This is a genomic window from Olegusella sp., assembly GCF_057238325.1.
This window is the reverse complement of sequence record NZ_DBHHGF010000005.1, coordinates 76,081-102,168: the sequence shown is the minus strand read 5'-3', so window position 1 is coordinate 102,168 and position 26,088 is coordinate 76,081. Positions and strand designations below refer to the sequence as shown.

The window sequence follows — 26,088 nt, the reverse complement described above, 5'->3', positions numbered from 1 at the left end:
TTTTATGTTGAGAAAAGTGTCTATATTCCCATTAAACTAGACAAATAACTAATCCGAAGTGCCAAAAATGTTCATGCGTCGTTACGGAGACGGAGGGCAATCTTGATTGAAAAGCTGAGGGGATGCGGACGATTTGCCCGCATCCCCTCCTTGGTATTTCGGAATCTGGTTAGCAGTTAGCGCTTCTTGCTCGCCTCGTCTCCTCTCCGGGTCGAAGTGCTCGGCTGGCTCGTTTCACACCACCACGTGGTCGAGCATCTGCGCAATGGCCACCATGGTCTGCAGGGCAGTGAGGTCAGTTACGTCGGCCTTCAGGTCATCCGCGTAGACCACGACGTGGTCCACCGGCGCCCAGAGGCCCGGCCCCTCGAAGCCGAGGCGGTCCTCGCGTACCATCTCGCCGATGTCCGGGTCGGCCCTCGCGAGGGAGTCTATGAGCCCGTGCACCAGTGCGCACTTGGTGAGGTGCGGCATGGAACCCCCGCTCATCGCGTCCCCTCCTCGTCGTCGCAGCGCGCCGCCACCACGCAGCAGCCGTACGATGTCGCCGCTATCATCATCCAGAGCAGCATTGCCACCCCGATCAAGAGCTTCCTCATCAGAGACCTCCATGGTCGTTCGTTGTCGTCGTCGCTTCCGTCCCCAGAGCACGCCCGCGAAGAGCACGAGCGTCCTCCAGGGCTGGCTGGGGCTCGCCTCCGAGCAAGTCGCCAGCATCACGCACCTCGTGGCGCCTTCTGCGAACCCCCTTGCCCCCGCTGACTCCGCGTCCGCCTCGGAGAGCATCGAGCAGAGCCAGTCCGAGAGGCCTCCCGTCTCCGTGTGGCCGATCGTCGACGCGCTCCACCCTCTAGTTGGATTCGGACGACACCTCCCCTATACAAGGCGATCCGCGAGCCTGCGTAATAATGTGACGAGGTTGAGGGTATGGCCGACATCCTCAGCGGAAAACGCACGTTAAGGATACAAACTTTGTAAATTTTGACAAGTTATGTATCCTTAAATGAGCTTTTTCTGGGAGGTGAAGCATCATGACGGAGCTCTATAGGCGAGAGTTGTACCTCGAGCGGCTGAGGCCGTTCTACGACACCGACCTCATCAAGGTCGTGACGGGTATGAGGCGCTGCGGCAAGTCATGCCTCATGCAGACCGTAATGGAAGAGCTGCGGGAGCACGGGGTCAGCGAGGACCGCATCGCCTATCTCGACCTCGATGCGAGGAGATATCGGCGTGTGAGGGACCCAAACACCCTCGACGCGGCCATTGAGGCCTCCCTCGGAAACAGTCCGCACGGCCATTACCTCTTCGTCGACGAGGTTCAGAACATCGAGGACTTCGAGGAGGTAATCGAGGCATGGAGGCTCGAAGGCGCTTTCATTTTCATCACGGGCTCCAACTCCTACCTCCTCTCCGGGGAGCTCGCCACCAAGCTCACCGGGCGATACGTAGAGCTGGAGCTCTTCACCCTAGCGTTCCCCGAGTGGCTCGGCATGAGGAGGGCCCTCGGCGAGAAGGTCGGTCCCGTGCCCGCGGAGTTCGAGCGGTACCTGCGCGAGGGCGGCATGCCGGGCGCCGTGCGGCTCCCGGACCCTGGGGCGCGCTCCGCATACGTCAGCGACGTCATCGGTCAGATTGTCGAGAAGGACATCCGCAGACGAGCTGGCAAGGTCCGCAACACCGAAGCGTTCCGCCGCGTCATGGCATACATGGTCTCCAACTACGCGGCGCCGACGAACTTCACCAACATCGCCGAGGAGCTCCGCGAGGCCCAGGGGACGCCTGTCCTCGCGAGGACGGTCTCGCGCTACGCCGGCTACCTGGAGGCTGCCAAGGTACTCTACCGCTGCCCCACGTTCGACCTTAAGAGCAGGAAGAGTCTCCATGGTGGCGAGAAGCACTACCTCGCCGACCTCTCACTCTACTACGCGCTCAACACAGACAACCAAGTGAACTACGGACCAGCCCTCGAGAACGTAGTCTACCAGTACCTAAGGCGTCACGGCTGGACAGTCAGCGTGGGGCGCGTCGGCAGGCTGGAGGTGGACTTCATCGCCCGGAAGAACCAGCGCTACATCTACGTGCAGGTGTCGATGAGTATCGCCGATTGGAAGGTAGCAGAGAGGGAGTTCCGACCATTCTCGATGATCAGGGACGGTTGGCCGCGATACCTGCTCACACTGGATCCACTCCCCACGACGCGAAACGGCGTCACACACCTCAATATCGCGGAGCTGATGGCATCGGATGCCGACCTCTGAGCAACTCGCAAGACAGCCAGCAGCCGACCGCTCGCCGATTGGCTGCCAAGTCCGCCTAGGGCTCCACGCATCCCCGAGCATTCTCGTGAACTACCCGCTGTGCATTTTCGTGAACCAATGAAAAAGGTGCTGTTCAGAGCACCCATGGATTTCCTTTTCGGGCAATCGTCATTCCCTAGATCAAGAGTCTACGGGTCAGGGTCGCACTGGACCCAATCTCAGCTAGCGTGCGCCAGCCCCCCCTTTATGGATGTATGGTAGCACGCAGCGGGAGATACGCGATACTTCGCTCTCATTGCTACCAAAATGAGCATTCTCCTGACACTTTTTTACCAAACTAAATAAGTTCCTGAATTTACGAAAATCCGACCTGCGCAAACGCAGAAAAGTTTCAGAGGAAGGCTTCATGCTGACTAGCAGTTGTGCTTCTCGGATCCCTCGAATGCCAAAAGCCACACTCCATCTCATCTCGCACGGCGATGCTTGTCAAATGTCACACATTCTTTCAACTAACACGGCTCTGCTTGTCAAAAGCCACACATCATTTCAGAAAAAATGTCAAAAGCCACATTCTGTTTCAAAGGACCTGACGTTTGCGCAGGTAAATTTTTTGGGCATGAAGAGATATGTGGCTTTTGGCTAAAAAAGTGAAGTAGAGCGTGGCTTTTGGCACCTAGCATGAAACAGAACGTGGCGTTTGGCACGCAGGACTACGACAGATGAAATGAAGTGTGGCTTTTGGCAAGCAGACCTGCCGGCCAGCGGAGGGCAGGCCGGCAGATCTGGTGGGTAAGCAGGCAGATCCTAGGCGCGGACTATGCTTCGATAAGGAAAGCCTGAGTTACTGGCGCATTATCGGCAGGAATTGTGGTGATAGCACCATCAACCCAAACGTCTGCTGCCGTCCCCGCAGGCACGGTCACTGTCAGCGCAATACCTGCTACCTGCCGTTCCCAGCCCACGCATATCTGTCCACGCGGCGTCACATACGAGCAGGTCAGACTGTTTGTCTTGGGCGAGAAGAAAGGCGAAATCACCAGATGATTTGCCGCCACCGCATCATCTGCCACGCGTATACCACCTAGCGCCTGCGCCATCCACTGCACATAACCCGACATCATCGCGTGGTTGCGCGAGATAATCTGGCCCCCACAGCTCCCCTTAAGCGAACCAGAGTCCTCAGATAGCATATCCAAGAAACTTGGAGACTGTTCACGCAGCAACCAACCTTCAACCAACTCGTCTAATCCAAAACGATTGAGCATATCACAGGCAAGCATCGAGCCAAACATGCCGCAGCTCACAACGCCATCGTTTGCACGAATTGCATCTGCCAGTTTATGGGTGAGCTTGCGCCGGTCTCCCAGACCCAATGCCGCTGCAAAAGCATATGAGGTCTGCGTACCATCGCCAAAACTGCCATCAGCATGGGCAAAACGCTCAACAATTTGTTTGTGCAGCTTTTCGATAGCTGCTTCAAGTGTTTGGTTTTGCTTGCCTAGGCGAATAGCAACCTCATCTACACAGCCCAAAGCCCATAAAATCGCACACCAACCAACAAACTCATGGTCGGGTGTCTCGCCATCACTATCGCCAACTCCACCCAAATCGCCTAGACAAAACTGGGCAAGTTCGGCTGGATCAAAACTCAACAAATACTGAGAGAAACGCTCCAGCTGAGGCCATTCACGCTCAAGCAGATCCTTCCTGCCGTACCACTGATCTGCTCGAACAGCCAAATAGGGATAGGCAAGCTGCCACAACAGCGGACCTTCTCCAGGCGCAGGGCACGCACTGCCAACGCCAGCTCCAGGCACCGTCGCAGGTACACCGCCTCGTGCAGTCTGATCACGCGAGAAATCACCAAGTGTCTTGTCTAGCAGGCCTTCCGTATCAAAAAGAAAAGCATTCGAATTAAACAGCGCAACCATATCGCCACCGTAGCCAAAACGATCGTGCGCGCTACCCTCCCAAATACCATGGATGCAGTTTAACTTTGTACGGCGTGCAACATCAAATAGCCGCTGGTAAGAGACATTGTCTGTGACAATATCTCCCGTTTGGGTCAGCGCCGTATGCACATAGTAGGCATCAAAGTGCTCCAAATCCTCCATAGCAAGCCCCTCAACAAAGGCGTAGCGGAAGGAATGCCAACAAAACTCATTGGTAAAGAAATTCTCGCCCTCAATGCAGGTCAACACGTCCTGCTGAATAAGCTCATTTGCAGGGAAGAGTAACCTACCTTCTTCATCGAGTTGCTCAGCATAGTTGATGGTGACCCTCTGACCAGCACGTGCGTGAAAGCGGAATTCAATAATACCTGCGAGCATCTGACCCATATCAATCAAAATGCCATCAGCAAATTCACGTGCTACGCCTGGCATAACCACACCTTCACGCGAACATGCGGGCACCACCGACGGTGTCAATACGCGCGTATTGGGCCGTGCAACAACCGCGCCCCATTCTGCTCCCTCAAATCCTAGGTCACGATGTTCACCAAGATAGAGATTGTTGAAGGTCAGTTGCCCCTCACACCAAACCCAGCTTGCATCAGTGCGGGTCAACGTCGTACCATCGGCAGCAACAACCGCGGCCAATACCTGAGGCGTACCCACTTCTGCCAAGTTATCGCGCAGACTCTGCCTGTCCTGCAAAGGAATTGGAGCAGGGTTATACCAACCATTGCCCAACTCTATTTCAATACTATTCTTGCCAGCTACGAGCAAATCAGAAATATCGTAGCGGTCAAAATAAACTAACTTGTCAAAGCGCGTCCACTCCCCCGCCAGTTCGTCTTTACCCACGCGCTGACCATTGATGCGCGCCACACGATAGCCCAGCGAAGCAATCTCCAACGTCGCGCCCTCGGGCGTATCGCAGTCAAAATCAGTCTTCACAATATGATTGTGATGTCCATCAAAGTAGCCTGCTCCATCTGAACCATAGTCAAACTCAGGTCCCGAAATCCAAGTAGCAGTCTCCAGTGCATATGTCATAGTTCCTCCTATGCCTCATCTGTGTCGAGACATTTTCCGCGCCAGCCAACGCAGCATGCGCCGAATTTGCGCAGGTAATGCACATATCCATTCTAACGCGATACGCCTAACTGCAATTTGCAAACGTTCGCGTGCGCAACATTAACAGCCTCACCCGCTTTGGGTGGGCTAGGATACACTATTCTCAAGCAAGCACCACATTCTTACCCCCAACGCTTCATCGAGGAGGCTGTCACATGAAGGTTAAATGCGATTTTTGCGACAACTATATCGATGAGACTGACGAACGCTGCCCGTATTGCGGAGCGCCAAACGAACATATGACCCGCAGCGGTCACGGTGTGCCAAAAACCATTGAAGAGTTGCTTGCCTTTGCCCACGCGCACAAGCTTCCGCTGGAAAAGATGCGCTTTTTCATTGGACAGGATTACAAGGAACCTCGCGCTTTTGGCATTTACAAAAACCCAACGGATGGCAATTTTATTGTCTATAAAAACAAAGCCGACGGCTCCCGCGTCATTCGTTATTCAGGCGACGACGAAGCCTATGCCGTCAACGAAATTTATCAAAAAATGCGTGCCGAAATTTTGGATCGCAAGCAGAGCGGCAGATCGAGGCAACACCAAAACAGCTCCGACAAATCAAATACTGCAAAAGGTATTGTCTTAGCCCTAATCATCATCGTCATTATTACTATTGTTGTAGCGACAATGTCTGCTGGTACGCACAGCAAGGGTTACTACCGTTATAACAACGACTATTACTACTACGACCATGGTTGGTATCAATCAATTGGCAACGACTGGACCTCTGCTTCTGAGGTACCTGACGTGTTGGAAAACAATGCCGATGAGTATTTTGAGGGCAAGAATACCTCTGACTTATCCGATTCGAATGTTCCTCGCTATGAATCCAAAACCAGTGATGATGACTGGAATAACGATGACTGGGACGATAACGACTGGGATTTTGATTTTGGTGGCTGGGACAGCAGCGATACTGACTGGAGCAGTGACTGGTAAGCTGCAAGGCGTCTTGAACTGTCAACCTGCATCTCGTTCTGCTTGCCTAAACATAGGTGCAAATCTATCCCAACCTCAGTTTGGGTGAAATTTCAATCAAGCAAAACCACTCGGTAGAAAACCTCTGATCACACCCCTCTTCGCTCTGAGAGACGGTTTGCGCCATTTAGCTCTGTTATTGGATAAGATATTTATGTTTGAAATATGGACATATGTCATCTACCAGCGAGTTTGTTAAAACCAAAAAGTGCGGCAAAACACGGGAAAATAGCTGCCTTTCAAAATAGGTCTTTTACCAGCGAAAACACTGAGACTCAAAAACAGGGCAATGGCGCACATCGACCCTCAGAGCGAAGAGGGGTAGCTATCCTCTGATATTCTTACTATATTTATAAGCGGCAACTTCCTTGGCGAAATACTTAACAGCTGCTGCTCCGAGATAGATTTTCTTATCTGCCATATATAAGAAATACAGTTAGACACTTTTTTGCCTATATCCCAAAATCTCAGCAAAAATAAAACCGCCGACGCAAGAAAGGGGGAACGTCGGCGGTTATGAAGGGCTTATCGCTGTGGGGAGAGGGTCCACAGCCTCGGCCAGGTTTAAACAACTCGTCTCAGAAGAAAATTCTGAATCGCGAGGCCCAAGACGCTTACAGCTACTGCAAAAATTACTGCTTGAATCATCTCGGCCCCCTTTCGTTTTTGACAATAAAAGTTATACATGGATTACTTATTGCTGTCAAGCATAATTCCCAGAAATTAGTAGGAATTGAGGAGAGCTTTCATATGGAGAGTTGTTCCATAAAATTGAGGAGAGCTTTCATAATGAGAGCTCTCCTACAAATAGCCAGTCTTTCGCTAATATACCTCTTCATTACCTCTCTCCTATCCTTCCTGCACTTTTTCTTATCAAACAACAGACATATCACCCCAATTTGCTAAGCTAACTACAGCAGCAAAAAGGAGATGCATTATGGACTTTCTTTCACTCGTACAAGCTCGCTACTCTTGCAAGGCATACACCGACACCCCAATCGATGACCAGCAGCTTGCAGCTGTTCTTGAGGCAGGTCGTCTTGCACCTACTGCAAAAAACAGTCAGCCGCAGCGTATCTATGTGCTCAAGAGCTCTGACGCCCTCGCCAAAATAGATGAAATAACACCTTGCAGGTACGGTGCCCCTATCGTCTTGATAGTGTGTTATGACGCCGACGCTGTCTTCCACTATCCTCAAAGCCCCAAGGATTCAGGGGCGGAGGATGTAGCAATCGTGACCACACATATGATGCTTGCTGCAGCAAACGAAGGTTTGGGGAGCTGCTGGATTAATTTCTTTAGCCCCGAGCAAGCCCAGCAGATTTTCGACTTGCCTAAGCAGCAAGTGCCTGTGGCTCTGCTTGATTTAGGACATGCTGCAGCCAACGGCACGCCTCTCAAAAATCATGAGTCACGCAAACCGCTGTCTGAAACGGTTAGCTATCTCTAGTAACACAAGTGCGCCACAGCAACATTTACACATCCAAATGCCCAAGACCAAAAAGTAAGGAGAGGCCGTGCTTTGGACTATCATCGGCCTCATTGTTTTACTTGAGGTCCTCAGGCTAATTGCTTGGATTATTCGCAACTTCTGGAACTGGCTCGGCGGCGGCAAAGAACTTGACCGCCTCAGCGCCAACAAAAAGCTTGATGAAGACATTCAAATCCAGATTGCCACAGCGCGCGCTTGGAGACGAGCGCGCGGCACTCGTAATACGCTCTATACCCTCAGAAACCCTCGCCTTTCGCGTGAGCAGCGCCGTCGCGTAAATGATGTTGTGCGCAAGCTGCGCGAGGAGTTTCTTGATGCCACGCCCATCGGTTGGTGGCAAGTCATCATGATTTTCTTCCTCTGCAGCATTTTGGGGCTGGTGTTGGAAGAAATTTGGATGCTCATTACAGCTGGTCTCACCCAAAATCGTGCTGGTCTCGTATGGGGACCGTTTTCTCCGCTGTATGGTTTTGGCGCGGTGCTGCTAACTTTCAACGCATATTTTCTACGCCGTCACCATGCCAATGACCTGCAGATATTCCTCTCGGGAGCCGTTGTCGGCGGCACGCTCGAGCAAATCACTGGCTGGGGCATGGAGCATCTCATCCACGCACACTCCTGGACCTATATCTACCTTCCTGACCACATCACACCCTATGTGGCCTGGCGTTTTCTTGTTATCTGGGGTCTGCTTGGCCTCATCTGGACGCGCACCATCATGCCAAGCTTGCTCTACGGCATTGGCATTTTTCACTCGAAGCGACAGTTTGTCTTTATCGTGCTCTTGGCAACCTATCTCAGCCTTGATATTTGGATGACTATATTTTGTTTTGATCGCAAGGTCTCGCGCGAAATGGGAATTCCACCCGCAAATGCTTTTGAAGTTTGGGTAGATACGCACTATACCGATGAGTTCATTGCAAACCGCTTCCAAAATCTAGAAGCAAATTAACCACCTGTCACCGATGAGCAAAGATGAACATGCAGCTCTGGTGCTTGAATGTGCGAATAACGAGAACGCTTTTTGACAAGCAGAACCTCGCGCTGCGAACTTTACTCTATTGGCTGCACCACACCCACCTCACGCAGCGCTATTCGAGCCATCGGAACGGCAATGCAGACGGTCACCACGTCTGCAGCTGACTGTGCCATCTCAACACCTAATAAACCAAATGCCAACGGCAGCAGCGTAACCATGGGAGCCAGCACAATGCCCAGACGCGCCAGACCCAAGAAAAGCGCACGCCACATACGTCCTGTCGTTTGCAACATAAAATTCGTAATCATTGCAATACCGGTAATCGGCAAAGTTACTGCTTGAAAACGCAAAGCTACCGTTGCAATTGCAATCACTTCAGGATCGTTACGCATGGCAGCTGCAATCTGTGGCGCAAAAACAAACACCATCGCACTCACCGCAGCAACTGCAATTATGCAGGCACGCACCGCAAAGAAATAACCTTTGCGTACACGGTCTCCTCTGCCTGCCCCATAGTTGTAACCGCATAGCGACTGAAAACCCTGGCCAATACCAATCTGCACATAATTGCCCACACTTGAAACGCGTGACACAATAGCCATCGCCGCAATTGCCGCATCGCCAAAAGGCCGTGCAGCATGATTGAGTGCCACTGTCGCCACGCCCGATACCATCTGGCGCGCAAGTGAAGGTAAACCTCCGTTATTGATTTCTCGCAACAAATTGCCATCAATCTTAAGCAGCCTAAAGTCGTACGGTGCCACACCCAATTTTTGCGACGAAATCACAATCATCAAAAAGCTAATCAATTCACATATAATCGTCGCTAAAGCTGCACCAGCGATGTCCATCTGCAACACAAAAATAAAAATTGGATCGAGCAAAAAATCCAATATGGCTCCAGTAACCAATGCCACCATCGACCAGAACGACTCGCCTTCCATACGTAGCTGAAAGTTGGCTGTCAGCGATGCTGCCATCCATGGTGCGCCAATCAATATGAGGGTCACATAAGCTTTTGCGTGCGGCAATATAGTTTCAGTCGCCCCTGCTAAACGGCATATAGGTTCAAGAAAAATCGTTCCCACCACAGCAAGAATCACGCCAAAACCAAATGACAACGCAAGACCCGTGGTCGCCATACGCTGCGCTTGCTCGCGCTCATCTTTGCCAAGGTAGCGCCCTAATGCGTTGCCCGTACCCTGACCAAAATAAAAACCAATACCTTGGATAAGGGTCATGACAAAGAATGCCACACCTACAGCACCTTCTGCGGCAGTCGAAATCTGTCCGATAAAAAATGAATCTGCAAGGTTATAAATGGTTGTTACGATGTTGGCAATCACTGATGGTGCGCCCAAACGCAAGATAAGAGGACCAACGGGCTGAGTGAGCATCTCTTCTCGTTTGCGTTGTGTTGCTTCCTCGTCCGCCTGTAATGTTGGACTACTTACCGTCACGCCAGCCATCTCCGTTCTTTTTTGTCTCTATACCGTTGTACCCCAGCTATGTGCAAGCTATAAAAAAACCGACAAAACATGCTTAGTTCAAAATCTTGAGAAATCTTAAAGACACGCAGGGTATACCAAATATGTGCTCAAAGGCGCACTCATCACAAGGAAAGGATTGCTATGGCACTCGATGCAAAGGTTGCCGAGAAACTCAATTATCAAGTCAACAGGGAGCTGTGGTCGGCATATTACTACCTGACTTTCGCGGACTATTATGAGGCGCGCGGTCTTAAGGGTTTTGCCAACTGGTACATGATTCAGGTTCAGGAAGAAGTCTCTCACGCCAAGATTTTGCGCCGTTACCTCATTGATAACGGTGTAAATGTCAAGATGCTTGCTCTTGAGGAGCCTACCAAGGTATTTAAGAATGATCTCGAGCCACTAGAAGAAGGTCTCAAGCACGAAGAATATGTCACCTCACTCATCAATGACTGCTATGCCGCTGCCAAGGAGGTCAATGACTTCCGCACGATGCAGACACTGGATTGGTTTATCAAAGAGCAGGGCGAAGAAGAAGCTAATGCTGCCGAGATGATTTCCAATATGAAGCTCTTTGGTACCACGCCTCAGGGTCTGTTTGCGCTGGATCGCGAGTACCAAACAAGAACTTTTATCGCTCCTACCCTACCAATGTAAGTTTTACCTGCATGCAATGACATGCGGTATACGCGATCGGCTTTTACAAGCAAAGCCTAGGACGTCACATCGACTCCTAGGCTTTTTCTATACACAGCACTCTTACAAATAAAACTATTTTTTACCACTTCCAGTATTTAAGAAAACATTAAACATCCAGAAAGGATTCAATACTATTTTGCATTTTAAGAGTGTTTTCCCAGCCAAAGAAGGGAGTCCCAAAATGAATTGCCCCAGATGGCGGAAGTTCTATCTCAGTAACAGTTGCTTTTGGTACACCGTTCGGATCAATGGGAGTTTCTCTTCCACTGAGCAAGAGAGTCACATCACCGACAGCAACTTCATTTAGTGTGAATATCCCCGCAGACAAGCATTATTACACCGTAAGTGTAAATACAAAATATGCTATTGCTCCATATATAGTCTACTACTATGATGCAAAAGGAAAAAAACATGTTTACTATCGTGGATGCACTCATCCCATCTATTATTCTCATTCGTTTAAGAATGTGAGGATCTCATAATGAAAAATATGGGCAAACTCCTCAAGCAGCGTTGGCGCGAGATAATTATTGTGCTGCTCCTTGTTGTAGTAGGCATACTTGCAGGACTTATGGCCAAAGCACAAAAAGAGGCCCAAGCCTACCTTATCGCTTCAAAAGAAGGTTTCAAACTGACGGGAACATATCAAAGCCACGGCACCCCTACAAAATATCCTGGCGCCTTTGAAGGCGATACACAAACATCGGTAAGCTTTTCTCATCCTGATGAAAAAACGGGCACAATCACTTGGCAGGCAAATCCCCAAGATGAAAAGCAGATTAACGGCACGGTAGAAGCCACCCAAGATCCCAACATATATATTCTGCATCGTGATGATGGCGGCGCGGACGGCAAAGCACATCTTGCCTACTCCTTTGATATGGGCATGCCAAATAACCAAAGTGCAGGTCTGATATATATCGATTTTGGTGATGGTAAGTTGCGCTCTATCGACAAGATAGCAAATATTCCTATGACCATCTCAAGCGACTCAGAGACAGAAGGCAGTGCCAGCTAACTCATTAGCCATTTGACCGTAACTTAATCGGATACTCAGTCATGTTCAGATTGAGCATATAAGCAAAACGCCTGTCTGATTCCATTGCCTATATGAGGTGGAAACGGTAACAAAGCTTCATCGCAACAGCTGGTTCATGTTTCGACGCCTCCAACAAAAGATGGTTCGAGTTTCGAACTCCCCCTTTGCATAAGCGCAGGTCAGATTTTGCAGGAACTCGAGAAGTGAACCATCTTTGCTCACGAGGCCGAAGGATGAACCACCTGGACTCCCATCTTTACTCACCGGTGCCAGAAAATGTGGCTTCGAAAAGATTGCATAAGCCTTTGGACTCAGAAAAGTTGACATGTTTTGCTCAGACAAACAAAACCGCGGGAAGCCAATAAGGGCACCCGCGGTTTATACAGTTTTGCTTACATAAGCAAAACGTCCGATTCTAGTCAAACATCCAATCCCAGTTAGCTTACTTACCTAGGTTATAGAAGCTCTTGATACCGTCGTAGACCGATGCCTCACCTAGATTGTCCTCAATGCGCAAAAGCTGGTTGAACTTGGCCACGCGGTCAGTACGGCAAGGCGCACCAGTCTTGATCTGGCCGGCATTGGTGCCCACCGCAAGGTCGGCGATGGTGGTATCTTCGGTCTCACCCGAGCGGTGGGACACAACGGCGGTATAACCAGCACGCTTGGCCATCTCGATGGCCTCAAGGGTTTCGGTCAAAGAGCCAATCTGGTTGACTTTGATGAGAATCGCGTTGCCAGCGCCGAGCTTAATGCCCCTTGCCAAGCGCTCGGTATTGGTAACAAAGAGGTCGTCGCCGACAAGCTGGACCTTCTTGCCAATACGCTCGGTCAACTTGACCCAGCCATCCCAATCTTCCTCAGCCAAACCATCCTCAATGGAGATGATGGGATACTTATCAACAAGCTCCTCCCAGTAATCGATCATCTGGTCGGTAGTAAGCGTGCGACCCTCACCCTTGAGCTCATACATACCTGTTTCCTTGTTATAGACCTCAGAGGTTGCGGGGTCCATGGCAAACATAAAGTCGCGTCCTGGCTCAAAACCAGCCTCTTTGACAGCGCGCATCAGGTACTCAAAGGGCTCAGCATTAGTCTTGAGGTCGGGGGCAAAACCACCCTCATCGCCAACACCAGTGTTAAGGCCAGCTTCCTTGAGGACGCTCTTAAGGGTGTGGTAGACCTCGGCACACCAGCGCAACGCTTCCTTAAAGGTAGGTGCACCCACCGGCATAATCATGAATTCCTGGAAGTCGACATTGTTATCAGCATGTACGCCACCATTGAGAACATTCATCATTGGGGTTGGCAGGGTATGAGCACCAGCACCGCCTAAATACTCATGCAGAGGCAGACCAGCCGAGATGGCAGCAGCACGAGCGACAGCAAGAGAGCATCCCAAAATAGCATTTGCACCGAGCTTACCCTTGTTAGGAGTACCATCAGCAGCAATCAAAGCATGATCAATAGCACGCTGATCGCGAGCATCCATGCCCACAATAACCTGGCACTCATCGTTAACATGAGCAACAGCCTGCGAAACACCCTTGCCCAGATAGCGACCCTTGTCACCATCACGCAGCTCAACAGCCTCAAACTCACCAGTAGATGCGCCAGAGGGCACGATAGCACGAGCAAAGCTGCCATCCTCAAGAGTTACCTCAACCTCAACCGTGGGATTGCCACGGGAATCCAAAACTTCGCGACCATATACTTTTGCGATCCTGCTCATACGAACCCCTTTCACGCGGTGGAATATTTCCTACACACCAAGTAGGTTATCCATTAGTTAGCCATCTCATACACTTAAAAATACAAAATTCATGATAAAAGTCAGATTAAGGAAACTTTATTTTTCGAGTCATCGTTGGAATACTTTGAACCCGGCATAGGGTATATCAAAGAACTATAAAAGCAGTACTACCTAACACAACTGTATTTGACATTGGCGTCCAACCTTAAGGAGAGGTTTCTCATGACAAAGAAACTCAAACTATCCCGTACGATCCACGATCTTGTTGAGGACTATCCTGAGCTTCGAGATGTGATGCAAGAGATTGGTTTTCGCGATATCGCCAAACCTATGGCACTCAATACTGTGGGACGCGTGATGACTATCCCCAAGGGCTGTGCTATCAAAGAGTTTAAGCTAGATGAAGTTGTTGCCAAACTTGAAGCGTCTGGCTTTGAAGTCATACAGGAAGACGAACAGAAAACAGCCGTCAAAGAAAGCCAGACAACCTCCCTTACAGCATCTGCCGATCTGCTTGCCAAGCAAAGCCAACCAAACTCCGATGAACGTTCCGCTTTACTAAAATCCTATGTTCGCAGGCTCACTGAGGGTGAAGACCTAGAAAGCGTGCGCGAAGACTTTGCCGCAAAGTTTAGCGATGTCGACGCTAGCGAAATTATGACCGCCGAGCAAGAACTTATTGCGGAAGGCACTCCCCTGCCTGAGGTTACCCGCCTTTGCGATGTACATTCTGCACTTTTTCATGGTGCGACCCGCGAAGAAATTGACGGAGCCGCAATGAAGTCCATGATGAGCAACGCTGCCACCGCGGTTGAAGCTGCTTTTGCCAAAGACAAAGATGAAGTTGCTATCAACAGAGTCAGTAGGAGTTCTGACGAAGCCAAAAGCAATCACGCCCAAGCCACCGCTCATATCACCACAGCCACAACGCTCAGTGCTATTCCGGGGCATCCCCTTAACCTGCTAACGAGTGAAAACTCTGCAATTGCTGCGCTGCTTGATAAAATTTCAGATGAGCTTGATAAACAGGATTTGGTAGGAGCACAAGCTGATATCCAAAAGCTACGCCACATTTCAATCCACTATTCCAAAAAAGGCGATCTTTTGTATCCCATGCTGGCAAATCGCTACAACATTACAGGACCCGCAAATGTTATGTGGACTGTTGACGATGAGATTCGTGATGAGTTGCGACAACTTGCAGGGAGCACTCCCAATGTAGACTGGATTACCCGCACTCGTGCTGTTTTGCAGCGTGCAAAAGAAATGATTTACAAAGAGGCTCATATTCTCTTTCCTATTTGTGCCGCAAACTTCAGTGAGAAAGAATGGCAAAATATCGCCTTTGACCTAGGTGACTATGCCCCCTGTCTAGTGGAAAAGGCACCCGCTTGGGAACTTGCTCGCCCTGCTGCACCACAAGCAGAACTTACTACTGAAAAAGTTGTACTTCCTAGCGGCAGCATGACAGCAGCCCAGCTTCGTGCTCTGCTTAACACAATTCCTGGCGAGATTAGCTTTGTAGATACCGATGACAATAATTCTTACTTCAACGAAGGTGCTAAGGATTTTAAGCGTCCCTTAACTGCTTTGGGTCGTCCCGTTTATAGCTGCCACCCGCCCAAGGTCGAAGGCATGGTGCGTTGGCTCTTTAATGAATTTCGTGCGGGCAAACAAAATTCATTTGAGGTTTGGCATAAACGCGATGGTCGTGATTTACTTGTCCGTTACATCGCTGTTCGTGACGAGCAGGGTAGCTACCTAGGCACACTTGAATTTGTTGAGGATCTTACCGCCGCTCATGAGCATTTTGTACCGACGCCCAAGAAAACTGATGTCGTTATGGATGAGCTTGAGAAGCGCCAAGACCAAGAATGGTAGTTCTCGCTAGACGCTCGATGTTCAACACTAAATGCTAGATGTTAAACGCAGGGCATCAACACATTTCGACACTGCTATTAGTCGCAGGTTATTTCGCATAAGAATCGCGCGAAACGCCTGCGGCTTTTAGTATGTCAAAAAGCTCTTCCCGCTCGCTGTCAACCAACAAACGTTGGTCAATCAGCACTATCCCACCATCAAAACGCCGAATATATACGTATGAGTGATAAATGCCCCAAACTTCAAAAGCTTCCCAGTTGTTTTGGGTCTTACCCACATTAGAAGTAGAAGTGATACCTTGTGAATCAAGTTCATAGTGATGCTTGTTTGACACAAGACGCTCGTTCATCGAACGCTGTATTTTCTTGAAACTCCTGCTATATGCCCACTTGTAACCTATTACGGCATACCAAACAAAAAATATGGTTGCAGCTGCCATTAATGCTCTGAACCAAAACCCGTAGTCCAACAGCACAAAAACAAATGATGCTACTGCGACTACTGCAGCAAAAATACGAACCTTACGCGTACGACTTTTGTATATCGGAAAACGCAAGGCCAACTGAACCAGTGCATCTTTTTCTTCTTGGCCAATCATCATATCGATGCTAACCATAAGAACTCCCTTTTTTGCCATATACAAATTATGCAAAGAGTTGCTTGTTTTAGTTTAACCAATCTTGTGTCGTGCTACGATATGCAATCGTTCTCAAATCCAGTGGTTTAACCGCTACAATTTGTCGTGTGATAGCTAGAAAGTTGAAGGCAAATATGACAAGGCAGCACTACAAAACCAAACAACGTGAAGCAATTCTTTCTGCGCTTCGAAAGAATGCCGGCAATCATATCACCGCCCAAACTCTTGCCCAAACCGTTGCTGAGGACGGTTATTCTACCAGTGTCGCAACGGTATATCGCACGCTTATGCAGCTTGAGGGTGAGGGTAAGGTACATAAAATGCCTGATGCTCGTGGTCATGCTGCGTGCTATGAATACGTGGGTGATCAGGGCGATCACGATGAACCAGCATGTTTTCACTGTCTTTGCCGCGAGTGTGGCAAGCTCATTCATCTGCACTGTGACGAGTTATCTGGGATTCGTGAGCATATCGAAAAAGAGCACGGATTTAGGATTGATCCGTGGCAGACCGTATTTTATGGCACCTGCGAAGAATGCTTGGCAAAGTACGAGGACTAGTCAAAGATAATACCGTTGAGTACAAACAATATGGCTACGTTCAGTACTCCGGCCATGACAAAAAATTCCTCAAAAAAATGGCAGGTGCGGCATAAACACACCTGCCATTTTGATTGATGGGATTTAGTTTCTTATCTCAGCGCTGGACAGCAATTAAGCAGAAAGCTTTGCACCCAGATTCTTAAGAGCCTCAATTGCATCGTCATCAGGCTCGAGATTGGCAATAACGGTATCAACCACTTTGACGCCCGCCTCCTCGGCATTGGACTTCCAAGTCTCCATCCATTCACCCGTACCCCAGTCGTAAGATCCAAATAGACCGACGGGCTTATCGCCAAACTCAGAGCAGCACTCATCCCAAACAGGCTCAAATTCATCAGTATCAAGCTCTTCCGCACCCATCGCAGGACAGCCAAAAGCAAAAGCATCGTAGTCTGCAACTTTATCAGCACTGAAGTCGGCAACAGCGATGACGTCGGCATCAGTCGCACCGTCAGCTACGGCTTGGGCCATAGCTTCTGTGTTACCAGTCATTGTCCAGTACACAACTGCCAGTTTGCTCATTTGTTTCTCCAATCAAAGGACTCTCGATATGTACCATCGCATTTGCGAGTTGATACCAAATTGCCTGCTAGATGCGGTCATTACAGGACAGACTGTGGGATGTGCATAACACTTGGCTGAGCAAGTAATTCCGCAAAGGACTCACCCGCAGCAAAGCGCTCACGGCAATGACGCTCGCAGTTGGTAATATACCGAAAGCGAGCTTGTGCAGTTTTTACGTCACCATAAGCTTTCCAAGGGCCTCGGCAACTTTCCTTTTTGCCAGCCATAAAACCTCTAACATCTTCTGCGGGATAACCCAGCAAAAGACCAACTTCATGCGGAAAGCTTGCCACGCGATGACTATCTGCGCCATAGTAATTTGCCATGCGCTGGCGCAGGGTGGAGACCACCGTATCGAGAGAACGAATATCGTATCCTGTGACAGTAAGCAGGGAGCGCACATCAGAATGAGCAAGTACTTGGTTTAAGGCGCAGGGACGATAAATGAAGAGAACTACCCTACCGCCACGACGATCCAGCACAATCAAACGCAAGCCAAAGTGGTCGAGATTTCGAGCACAACAGCGAATGGCTTCACGCTCTGCTGCACGTGCTGCACGCGGATGAATTCCATAGGATTCAAGAACGTGGGGGACATAATTTACTAAAGATGCTGGTTTTATCCCAGAAATAACTCCTGCAGCACCAACTACTAGACGACCCACTAACTCACGGGCAAGCGCCGCTTCAATCCGTTCATACTGATGAATGTTTTCACCGTTAGAGACAGAATTTGGGGTGGCAGGACTATCTAGCGTATCAGGATGATAACGCATCCCCAGCAAAAGTGAATCTCCCATGTCCCTCACCCTTGTTAGCTAATACTTACTTATAACAAGAGAGTTATACATGGTTTACTTGTTTGGGTCAACTCTTAGTTATTCTGGTTAAATTGTTCTGCGTAAAGACAGCACAACCCTAGGAACCTCAAATCATCAAACGACGAGAAATGTAGCCCAAGCCTTAACCCAAAGCGACATCAAGCGCCATCATAATAGTGAAACCTAAAGCAAATGCCAGCACACCAACATTAGAATGCTTGCCCGCACTCATTTCTGGGATCAGCTCTTCTACTACAACATACATCATGGCACCCGCTGCAAAAGACAGCAGGATTGGCATCATGGCAACAACTTGTTTTGCCGCAAAAATAGTAATAACTGCAGCAATGGGTTCTACAGCGCCAGATAGCACACCCAGCACAAATGACTTGAGTTTGCTCTCCCCTTCCTCGCGTAAAGGCATTGACACAATGGCGCCTTCGGGGAAATTCTGAATTGCAATACCCCAAGAAAGCGCAGCCGCGGCAGAGGCAGTAATCCCTGCTCCACCAAAAGCCATACCTGCATAAACAACACCAACAGCCATTCCCTCAGGGATATTGTGCATGGTAACTGCAAGCACCATCATCGTAGTACGGCGCAGATTAGAAGTGGGACCTTCTGTTTCATTTGCCCGCACATGAAGGTGTGGAATAGCATGATCCAAAAATAGTAAGAATAAAATACCCAGCCAAAATCCAAAAAAGGCTGGTAAAAACGCCCATTTACCCAACGATGCTGAACCCTCAATGGCAGGGATAATCAGTGACCAAATTGATGCCGCAACCATAACACCTGCAGCAAAACCCGTGAGAATTCGGTCTACATTATCGGAAAGATTGTTGCGCATAAAAAAGACGCACGCTGCACCCAGCGATGTACCTAAAAAGGGAATGAGCAAGCCAATAACAATTGCATAGTTCATAGAAGAAAGCCTCCGGAGCAAAACGAGGATAAACCTTCGCTAATAATCCAAGCGAAAGTATACCCACGTGCTTTGGAGCTTTACGCTCGATTGCAAATTAGTCTGAATTTGTTTGTTGCGAATGTGATTTGTGGCGAGCATTTTCGCCAAACTGCTTATCCCTATGCAAATGACCAGTTGCCAAATAATCAGTCGAGGAAATCTTATGTTTGCGTGCATGGCGACGCAGCTCTCGCAGACGCTGTTCTTCTCGACGCAACTCCAAACGGTGTTGCTCGATAACTTCCCAAACAGGCTCATGAGCTGCAATTTCACGAGCTGCCTCCACGGGATGAGTCGCACTAGTAACGCGCACTAGCGAGGTAAGAATTGGTATCAGCAGCACTGTCAATGCACCTGCAGTGACCAACACCGATGCTTCAGAAACCCCCATTGCGCCACTATTTACTGCAGCTCGTGTAACCGCAACCACTAAAGGCAAAGCCATCGTGCAGTATGCCGCAGCGGAAAACTTTTCTTGCCAGCTCATTGAACGCGTTTCGGAACACATATTCAGAGAGATTCCTACTACCACTCCACGCACCAGCACAAGCAAAGCAATGAAGCCAAAAAGCAGTCTCAAATCTGCAAATGCCGCAGTCAAATCAATCGCTGCACCGGACACAAAGAAAAACACTGGTACCAAAAAGCCACTCGCAATCGCACGCAAGCGCAACTCAAGATGATCGTTGCCCGCAGGCAACAGACCGCGCAAAGTAAAACCTGCTGCAAACGCCCCTAGCGCTGCATCAAAGCCCAAGCGCTCTGCCGAAAATACAAGGAATACCAAAAGCAAAGTAACGGCGCGTACAGCTGCCTCGGTACTATCTGCTGCATTGCTTCGCAAAAAAGTCTGTAATTTGCCACCAAGCTTTCTTGCGCGCAGAGGAAAAGTCGCGATTAACAAGCACATCACTATAAAAAACAGCAGTAGTACGCTGGTCTCCACATGATCACGGGTTGACAGCAAAAAAGCCATCGCAACAATAGGCAATACTTCGCCAAGCGCACCATATACCGTTACCACCTGCCCCACGCGCGTGCCAAGCAGCCCACGTTCGCGCATGATAGGCGCAAGTGTGCCATATGCCGTGGTAGTTAGTGCAATTGCAAAGGCATAGCCAGCAACTCCCGAAAAACGTGCAGAGGAAATCCCTTGAATAAAGAGCAGCGCCAATCCCAAAGATACCAGCCATGAAAGCATGGCATGACGAGTCATTTTCCCCGACATTTTTGTTGGCTCGATTTCAAAACCCGCCATCAAAAAGAGAAATGCCATCCCAAGTTCGGAAATAAATTCCATACCTGTATCGTTTGCAATCGGTAGCCATCTGCCCAAAATGGCACCTGCAAATACCAAAATCACAACCTCAGGCACTGCTCGCCCAGGAATAATGCTCGCAACAATCGACGCAAGAAACGCTACAAGCAAAGCAACCGAAAGAAGAAAGAGGGTCGTCAGCATAAGTCCCCCTCGAATTTGACAAATCGAATAGCACGCTATTTTAGCCTTTGCCGCAATTTGCTGCCACAGACACCCATTCACACGTGCACGTTCCCACACAAAAGCAGCTAAAACAGCTCCTCAGCAACTCACAACGCAGGCCTTAAAGCTATGTGTTTTACTCCTGGCTCTTGAGTGCAACAGCTAACGACACACGCGACAAATGCACATGATTGGCAATTGCTACCACCGCATAACAGCTTAGACCGATAAGTATGTACTGCGCATACAGCATCGGCGGCAAGACAATCTCGGGCATAAGATCGTAATCCATAAAGAGCAGCTCGCAAATCCCTGTAAAGGCAAGCTTTATCACAGGAACTGTCAATATCAGTGACAACATCACGCACAGGGTGATGGCATGGATATACACACGGCTAAGTTCACCACTGCGGTAACCGAATACCTTGAGTTGAGAAATTGCACGTGAACTACGCTCAAGCACCGTTTTTGATAACAGATAAATTACGATGGCATAAATGATAAGTGCCGCTGACATAATCAAGCCCATCATGCCACCCATCGATTCGCGCAGTTGATCCGCCATCTTACCTGCGGCATCTGGAGTTAAATCACTTAACACATCATGTTTGTCAAAATGCAGCTCTCTATCGGATACCCAGCCATTGAAATCTGTTGTCTTGTTGCCAAGCAGTTCATTGAGCTTTTCACGACTCATATATACATTCGTATCGATTTTATTATCACTAATTGCCGAGACAACTACCGAGAAATTCTTGTCATGATAAGCATCACGCAACGCAAGCGTACTACCTACAGCAAGGTCAGACTTTTGCGCTAACCCACCGCCAATAACCACTTTTCCATCACGTACATCAAACTCCTTCCAATAAGGATCCTGCTCATCAATGCCGTAGGCTGTAATATCCATCGGGCCCCAATTCCATTTTTTGGAAACCTGAAGGGTTGCAAACTCAACTTTTTCTGCTTGGTATGCCAGCGCTGCGTCCTCAGCGGGCAACTCTACAGAACGACGCAGGGTATAAACATGGTTGGCCGGCACGGCATCGGCCATTTTTCCTGCCATGTGCTCGATAATCGGCATCATACCCAAACCCATAACCAGCAAAATTCCTGTCGCAAAGATGCCAAAAAAGATTGTGAATGCACTGCCAATGTTATTGAATAGCACACGCAGACGCAGACGACTAAAGAAAGGCCAACTTGCAGGCAGAGGCCAACCATGACCTCGGCGGGTACGCGTAGCTTCGTGCCGCAAAAAGGCTAGTGGCGTGTATTTGAGTTTTGAAGCTAGACCAAGCACCGTAATAATAAAAAGCAACAACACTGGAATTACCGTCACCTGGAAGAAAATCCCTGGATTAGCCCTCAGTTCAAAGGGCAGCAGACTATAACTCTTGCTATAGGTGTCATAAGTAAATTGGATAAAGACAGACTGAGTTAAATTCCCCACAATAGCTGCAGCGATGGCAACTAGCATGGGCAAAATAACGTAGTGGCGCATGAGTTCGCTGCGTTTGTAGCCCGATGCCAACAAAGTACCAATGACGGGAGATTCGGCTTCAATGCTAGCGCCCGTAAGTACTACAAAAATGAATGCCATAACTACCACAATGATGTAGTAAAAAACCTGCCACATTTGGGAGTCGCCCTCGGTATCCTTAGGGGCAAAATTCACAGCTTGATTGGATTTAACGTCCACAAGGTCAGTAACATGAGCATCTGCGAGCGATAGTGCGCGCAGCAAGTTTCGTTCGGCAGTTGTACGCTGTGCCAAATCGAGTTGTGCCGTATCAAATTTATAAGCGTAACTATAGGTCTCGGGCTGATCTGCAAAAGCCGCGTAACCCTGTGGCGTAAGCACACCCACACAAAACGTAAAGTCATCCATCACAAAGTCGGAATTCTTCTCAAAAAGTGTGGTGTAATCAGGCAGTGTCACCGTGCCGCTCACCTGCAGCTTGTGCCCCGCAAGATCAAAACTATCGCCAGGTTTGAGTTGATGATTGCGCGCAAATGTAACATCGATGGCAATCTCATCATCTGCCTTGGGCAATGTCCCCGCATGAATCTGTGGCAAATTAATCTTGTCACGCGCAGCATAAATGCGCATGTTAATAGGACGCTTATTTTTAACAGGGTCATTTGGAATGGTTGCTTTAAGATCGTGGCTAAACAGCGGATAAACCGTAAGCTGCTCATAATTATCGAGATTGGTGTCTTCATCCGCCAACGATAAGGTCAAGCGATCCAGCCAAGAAAAACGACCTTTTTCGGCAGCATCAATCTGGCGCTCATCTAACTTATGTGTTACGGTAAAACGCCCGTCTTCCAAATGGTAGCGATCAGGCAATTCAGCAAGCTGCCTATGAATGGAATCTGCCGCAGTCAAAAAGCCCGAGATATACGCAATCATAAACGCAATCATCAGGAAGAGTCCAAGGTACTTACCAAAATTATTTTTAAGTTGGCGCAAAATACGATGCATCAAGGGAGACATAGGCATCTACCAGCTCAAATCATAGGCGTGCAGACGTTGAGTATTAAGCTCGTCTTGTACAAAGACGCCCTCACGCAGGCGCATAACACGATGTGACATCTGCGCAATTGCATCATTGTGAGTCACGATAACCATCGTCACACCAAACTCTTTGTTCACACGTTCAAGCACGTCAAGCACATCAAGAGAGGTTTCGTAATCGAGTGCACCCGTAGGCTCATCGCAAAGCAGCAAACCCGGACGTTTGGCAAGCGCACGAGCAATTGCGCAACGCTGTTGCTGTCCACCCGATACCTGACGTGGGAATTTCTTTGCCTGCGCTGTAATACCCAAGCGGTCAAGTAAATCGTCTACAGGCAGCGGATTTTTGCTGAGATGCGCGCAGACTTCGACATTTTCGCGAATTGTTAAGTCTGGCAGTAGATTGTAAAACTGAAAAACAAATCCCAGCTCACGACGACGATATTCAATAAGATCTCGCCTATTGAGCTGACAAATATCCGTATTAGCAATACGAATGCTCCCGTGATCTGCTTGCTCAAGGCCTCCCAACAGATTGAGAAAAGTTGACTTTCCCGAGCCCGATGGACCCAGCAAAACGCACATCTCACCTTTGTTTATGTTTGTCTCGATGCCGTCAAGAACGGTGATATGCGCATCGCCCGTACCGTAGGACTTAAACAAGCGCGAGACACTCACATATACATCTGTGGGAGACGTAATTAAAGATGGCTGATTTTTGGTAATTACCTGGTCAAACATATTGTTTCCCATCGTCTTGCTAATCTAGGCCAATGGCTGCAGTCTTGATTACAAAGCGCACACTGCCTTTGGTGCCAGCTTCAATACCACTGAAATTGTCATAGCGTTTTCCTGCTGCCTGTAGCGACTTTATGCGATCACGAAGGCCAATGATATCGTCCTCATAGAGGCTGACAATACGCTGAATGCCCTGCCTGTCAAGCTGCGAGAAACCCTCAGCAAGCGCGGTGGATCCTTCTGCTGCCTTGTCAGCACCTTTTGCAAGCTTGCTACTCGCATCACTCAACTGGGAAAGACCATCGCTCAACTGGGATGCGCCATCTTTGAGATGTTTACTGTTATCGCTGAGTCCAGCCAGACCTGTGCTCAGTGAAGAAACACCCTGAGTAAGCTGGTCATTTTGTAAAGCTGCTGCTGCACCCGCCGCCTGACCAGCGATACTTGACGTATGAGCAAGCGCCTGGACAATCTCATTTAATGCAGCAAGGTTTTCAGGGGTCGGGTCAGCAAGAACTGCTTCATAAGCTGCTGCATACTGCGTTTGCAGCTGAGAAAGAGTGTCCTGAGCTGCTGCTGCCTGGGACTGTGCCTCCCCTGCCGCAGCATCTAGTGCACCCTGTAAGGCCGTGGCCCCCGTAGCTGCTTGGTCAACGCCATTCGTATAAGCACTCACGCCTTCCGAGAGTTGGGATGCACCAGTTTGGACTGTTGTTATGGCATCAGACAAGGTGCCCGCACCTGAACTTAACTTATCCATACCATCAGCAAGTGACTGCGAGCCAGATGTAAGCTGCGAGCTAGCATCTTTGAGTTTGTCCATCGAGCCACTTGCATCTTCACCAAATTCAAACTTGAAATCGTTGAGGGCATCAGTTGAAACCAATGTCACCGCAGCATCAAGTGCAAAATCTTTAACATCAGCTTCGATGGTAAACGACGAGGGGATGTCCTGCTTATCTCTGTCGAGATTAAGGCCTTCCTGCAAACCGGGCATTGCATATCCAAGTACCACAACACGCTCGTTCATATCCATGGACTTACCATTGCTGACCTGCACATTGCTAAACTTCTCGCCATCAAGCATAAGAGCAGAAAGCGCAACAAAAGGCACGCACTGCTTTGGATCTTTACTTGTGAGATTTTCAAATTGATAGTGAATCTTGACGCGACCGCTTTTGCCAACAAGTTGATCGGCGGTGATTGTCTTGCCATCAAGCTCGTAACTAATCTGCAGAGCAAAGGGCAGTTTCTGTGTGGATTTACCTTTGTAATTGAGGGTAGATCCCGCACTTGACCACACTAAGCCTTGAGCCGTTTTTGTAGGCTGAGCATTAGTTTCATCCTCTTCGAGCTCGGAAAGATTTGACTGGTCGCGCAGTGTTTTTGCACCGCTGGGATTGGTGAGCTGAACCGCTACACGCGTATCGTGAAAACTGCCATCAGGGGCCGCTTGAACAGTTACGGTTTCGGACTTTTCCTGAGGTATTGCAGCTTGTGAAAAGTCAGCTTGGGCGGCAACGGTATTTTGCTTGGTATTGTTTTGCTTGGCGCTCAAAGTGGTAGCAGGCCTTCCTTCCTGCGCCTGAACAGATTTGAATTGAGGAGATTGAACTACAAGCGTGCCCGCCAGACCCATCGCTACGAGCACGACTGCAGCGGTAGCTGTCTTTTTTCGAGAGCTGATATGCGCTTTAATTTCCTGGAGCTTTTGTGCAACAAAGGAATCTGTTTTGCTGGCATTACCCATAGTCAATTCCTATTCCACTGCGAGTGTGGATGAGAAGTCATCCTCTATTGGAGTTTGTTTCTCATCCACTCGCAAGTTTCCTTGAACTAACTCAATAAGTATACCAGAGTTAACATCATTCAGACTTTTTCTTAATCCTTGAACGGAGATCTTTTCCGCCCAGCGGCAGTCTTCATATGCATGCCTTATAAAATAGACACCAAAATAACCGGCATATAGGAAAAGTGTATCGTGGGGGCACGCGTCACGCCGGACATGGCGCAATATACCTGCGATCTTTTGACCCCTCTTCGCTCTGAGGCACGATATGCGCCATTTGCTGAAATTTGTGTTGCAGCATTTCTGCTGGTAGAA

The 26,088-nt window shown here is 49.0% G+C and carries 20 protein-coding genes; 8 read left to right on the top strand and 12 right to left on the bottom strand.

Going from position 1 to position 26,088, the window contains the following annotated elements; genetic code table 11:
- Window positions 1-234: 234 nt before the first annotated feature.
- Window positions 235-786 carry a hypothetical protein gene (locus ACO5JD_RS05315; protein ID WP_484988209.1) on the bottom strand — a complete coding sequence of 184 codons (552 nt, stop codon included), beginning with the start codon at window positions 784-786 and terminating at the stop codon, window positions 235-237.
- A 245-nt stretch (window positions 787-1,031) separates the two neighbouring features.
- Here ACO5JD_RS05315 and ACO5JD_RS05310 point away from each other — a divergent pair, with 245 nt between their 5' ends.
- The gene (locus ACO5JD_RS05310; RefSeq protein WP_484988207.1) at window positions 1,032-2,258 is read left to right on the top strand and encodes an ATP-binding protein; all 1,227 of its coding nucleotides are present in this window, start codon (window positions 1,032-1,034) and stop codon (window positions 2,256-2,258) included.
- Between the two features lie 815 nt (window positions 2,259-3,073).
- Here the strand turns inward: ACO5JD_RS05310 and ACO5JD_RS05305 are convergent.
- A complete protein-coding gene (locus ACO5JD_RS05305) occupies window positions 3,074-5,257 on the bottom strand; it encodes a family 78 glycoside hydrolase catalytic domain (protein WP_484988205.1) in 2,184 nt (727 codons plus the stop codon).
- Window positions 5,258-5,493: 236 nt separating this feature from the next.
- Here ACO5JD_RS05305 and ACO5JD_RS05300 point away from each other — a divergent pair, with 236 nt between their 5' ends.
- The 3 genes from ACO5JD_RS05300 (at window position 5,494) to ACO5JD_RS05290 (ending at window position 8,762) form a co-directional block, all read left to right on the top strand.
- Window positions 5,494-6,279, top strand: coding sequence for a hypothetical protein (locus ACO5JD_RS05300; RefSeq protein ID WP_484988203.1), 786 nt, complete (start codon window positions 5,494-5,496; stop codon window positions 6,277-6,279).
- A 976-nt stretch (window positions 6,280-7,255) separates the two neighbouring features.
- Complete coding sequence (locus tag ACO5JD_RS05295; protein ID WP_484988201.1) at window positions 7,256-7,768, top strand: nitroreductase family protein; 513 nt, start codon at window positions 7,256-7,258, stop codon at window positions 7,766-7,768.
- A gap of 67 nt (window positions 7,769-7,835) precedes the next feature.
- Window positions 7,836-8,762, top strand: coding sequence for a putative ABC transporter permease (locus ACO5JD_RS05290; RefSeq protein ID WP_484988199.1), 927 nt, complete (start codon window positions 7,836-7,838; stop codon window positions 8,760-8,762).
- A gap of 101 nt (window positions 8,763-8,863) precedes the next feature.
- On the opposite strand, the gene ACO5JD_RS05285 is transcribed toward ACO5JD_RS05290, so the two are convergent.
- Window positions 8,864-10,258 (bottom strand): MATE family efflux transporter, encoded by a 1,395-nt coding sequence (locus ACO5JD_RS05285; RefSeq protein WP_484988197.1) that lies wholly within the window; start codon window positions 10,256-10,258, stop codon window positions 8,864-8,866.
- Window positions 10,259-10,420: 162 nt separating this feature from the next.
- On the opposite strand from ACO5JD_RS05285, the gene ACO5JD_RS05280 reads away from it, so the two are divergent.
- Both ACO5JD_RS05280 and ACO5JD_RS05275 read left to right on the top strand, forming a co-directional pair.
- Entirely contained in the window at window positions 10,421-10,936 is a 516-nt protein-coding gene (locus tag ACO5JD_RS05280) for a ferritin (RefSeq protein WP_484988195.1), read from the top strand.
- A 523-nt stretch (window positions 10,937-11,459) separates the two neighbouring features.
- Window positions 11,460-11,996: a hypothetical protein gene (locus ACO5JD_RS05275; protein ID WP_484988193.1), complete on the top strand. Its 537-nt coding sequence runs from the start codon at window positions 11,460-11,462 to the stop codon at window positions 11,994-11,996.
- 463 nt (window positions 11,997-12,459) lie between these two features.
- Here the strand turns inward: ACO5JD_RS05275 and eno are convergent, their stop codons facing one another.
- Window positions 12,460-13,749 (bottom strand): phosphopyruvate hydratase, encoded by a 1,290-nt coding sequence (eno, locus tag ACO5JD_RS05270; protein WP_484988191.1) that lies wholly within the window; start codon window positions 13,747-13,749, stop codon window positions 12,460-12,462.
- 243 nt (window positions 13,750-13,992) lie between these two features.
- Between eno and ACO5JD_RS05265 the strand changes: the two genes are divergently transcribed.
- Window positions 13,993-15,651, top strand: coding sequence for a DUF438 domain-containing protein (locus tag ACO5JD_RS05265; protein WP_484988189.1), 1,659 nt, complete (start codon window positions 13,993-13,995; stop codon window positions 15,649-15,651).
- Between the two features lie 88 nt (window positions 15,652-15,739).
- Here the strand turns inward: ACO5JD_RS05265 and ACO5JD_RS05260 are convergent, their stop codons facing one another.
- Window positions 15,740-16,267 (bottom strand): hypothetical protein, encoded by a 528-nt coding sequence (locus ACO5JD_RS05260; protein ID WP_484988187.1) that lies wholly within the window; start codon window positions 16,265-16,267, stop codon window positions 15,740-15,742.
- A 155-nt stretch (window positions 16,268-16,422) separates the two neighbouring features.
- On the opposite strand from ACO5JD_RS05260, the gene ACO5JD_RS05255 reads away from it, so the two are divergent.
- Window positions 16,423-16,848 (top strand): Fur family transcriptional regulator, encoded by a 426-nt coding sequence (locus ACO5JD_RS05255; protein WP_484988185.1) that lies wholly within the window; start codon window positions 16,423-16,425, stop codon window positions 16,846-16,848.
- A 153-nt stretch (window positions 16,849-17,001) separates the two neighbouring features.
- Here the strand turns inward: ACO5JD_RS05255 and ACO5JD_RS05250 are convergent, their stop codons facing one another.
- From ACO5JD_RS05250 to ACO5JD_RS05220, 7 genes are all read right to left on the bottom strand, one after another.
- On the bottom strand, window positions 17,002-17,412 hold the full coding sequence (locus ACO5JD_RS05250; RefSeq protein ID WP_484988183.1) for a flavodoxin domain-containing protein: 411 nt from the start codon (window positions 17,410-17,412) through the stop codon (window positions 17,002-17,004).
- 80 nt (window positions 17,413-17,492) lie between these two features.
- Entirely contained in the window at window positions 17,493-18,254 is a 762-nt protein-coding gene (locus tag ACO5JD_RS05245) for a DUF3793 family protein (protein ID WP_484988181.1), read from the bottom strand.
- Window positions 18,255-18,417: 163 nt separating this feature from the next.
- Complete coding sequence (locus tag ACO5JD_RS05240; protein WP_484988179.1) at window positions 18,418-19,200, bottom strand: ZIP family metal transporter; 783 nt, start codon at window positions 19,198-19,200, stop codon at window positions 18,418-18,420.
- Between the two features lie 97 nt (window positions 19,201-19,297).
- A complete protein-coding gene (locus tag ACO5JD_RS05235) occupies window positions 19,298-20,704 on the bottom strand; it encodes a cation:proton antiporter (RefSeq protein ID WP_484988177.1) in 1,407 nt (468 codons plus the stop codon).
- A gap of 157 nt (window positions 20,705-20,861) precedes the next feature.
- The gene (locus tag ACO5JD_RS05230) at window positions 20,862-23,231 is read right to left on the bottom strand and encodes an FtsX-like permease family protein (protein ID WP_484988175.1); all 2,370 of its coding nucleotides are present in this window, start codon (window positions 23,229-23,231) and stop codon (window positions 20,862-20,864) included.
- Window positions 23,232-23,987 carry an ABC transporter ATP-binding protein gene (locus ACO5JD_RS05225; RefSeq protein ID WP_484988173.1) on the bottom strand — a complete coding sequence of 252 codons (756 nt, stop codon included), beginning with the start codon at window positions 23,985-23,987 and terminating at the stop codon, window positions 23,232-23,234.
- A 19-nt stretch (window positions 23,988-24,006) separates the two neighbouring features.
- The gene (locus ACO5JD_RS05220; protein WP_484988171.1) at window positions 24,007-25,734 is read right to left on the bottom strand and encodes a hypothetical protein; all 1,728 of its coding nucleotides are present in this window, start codon (window positions 25,732-25,734) and stop codon (window positions 24,007-24,009) included.
- Window positions 25,735-26,088 lie beyond the last annotated feature (354 nt).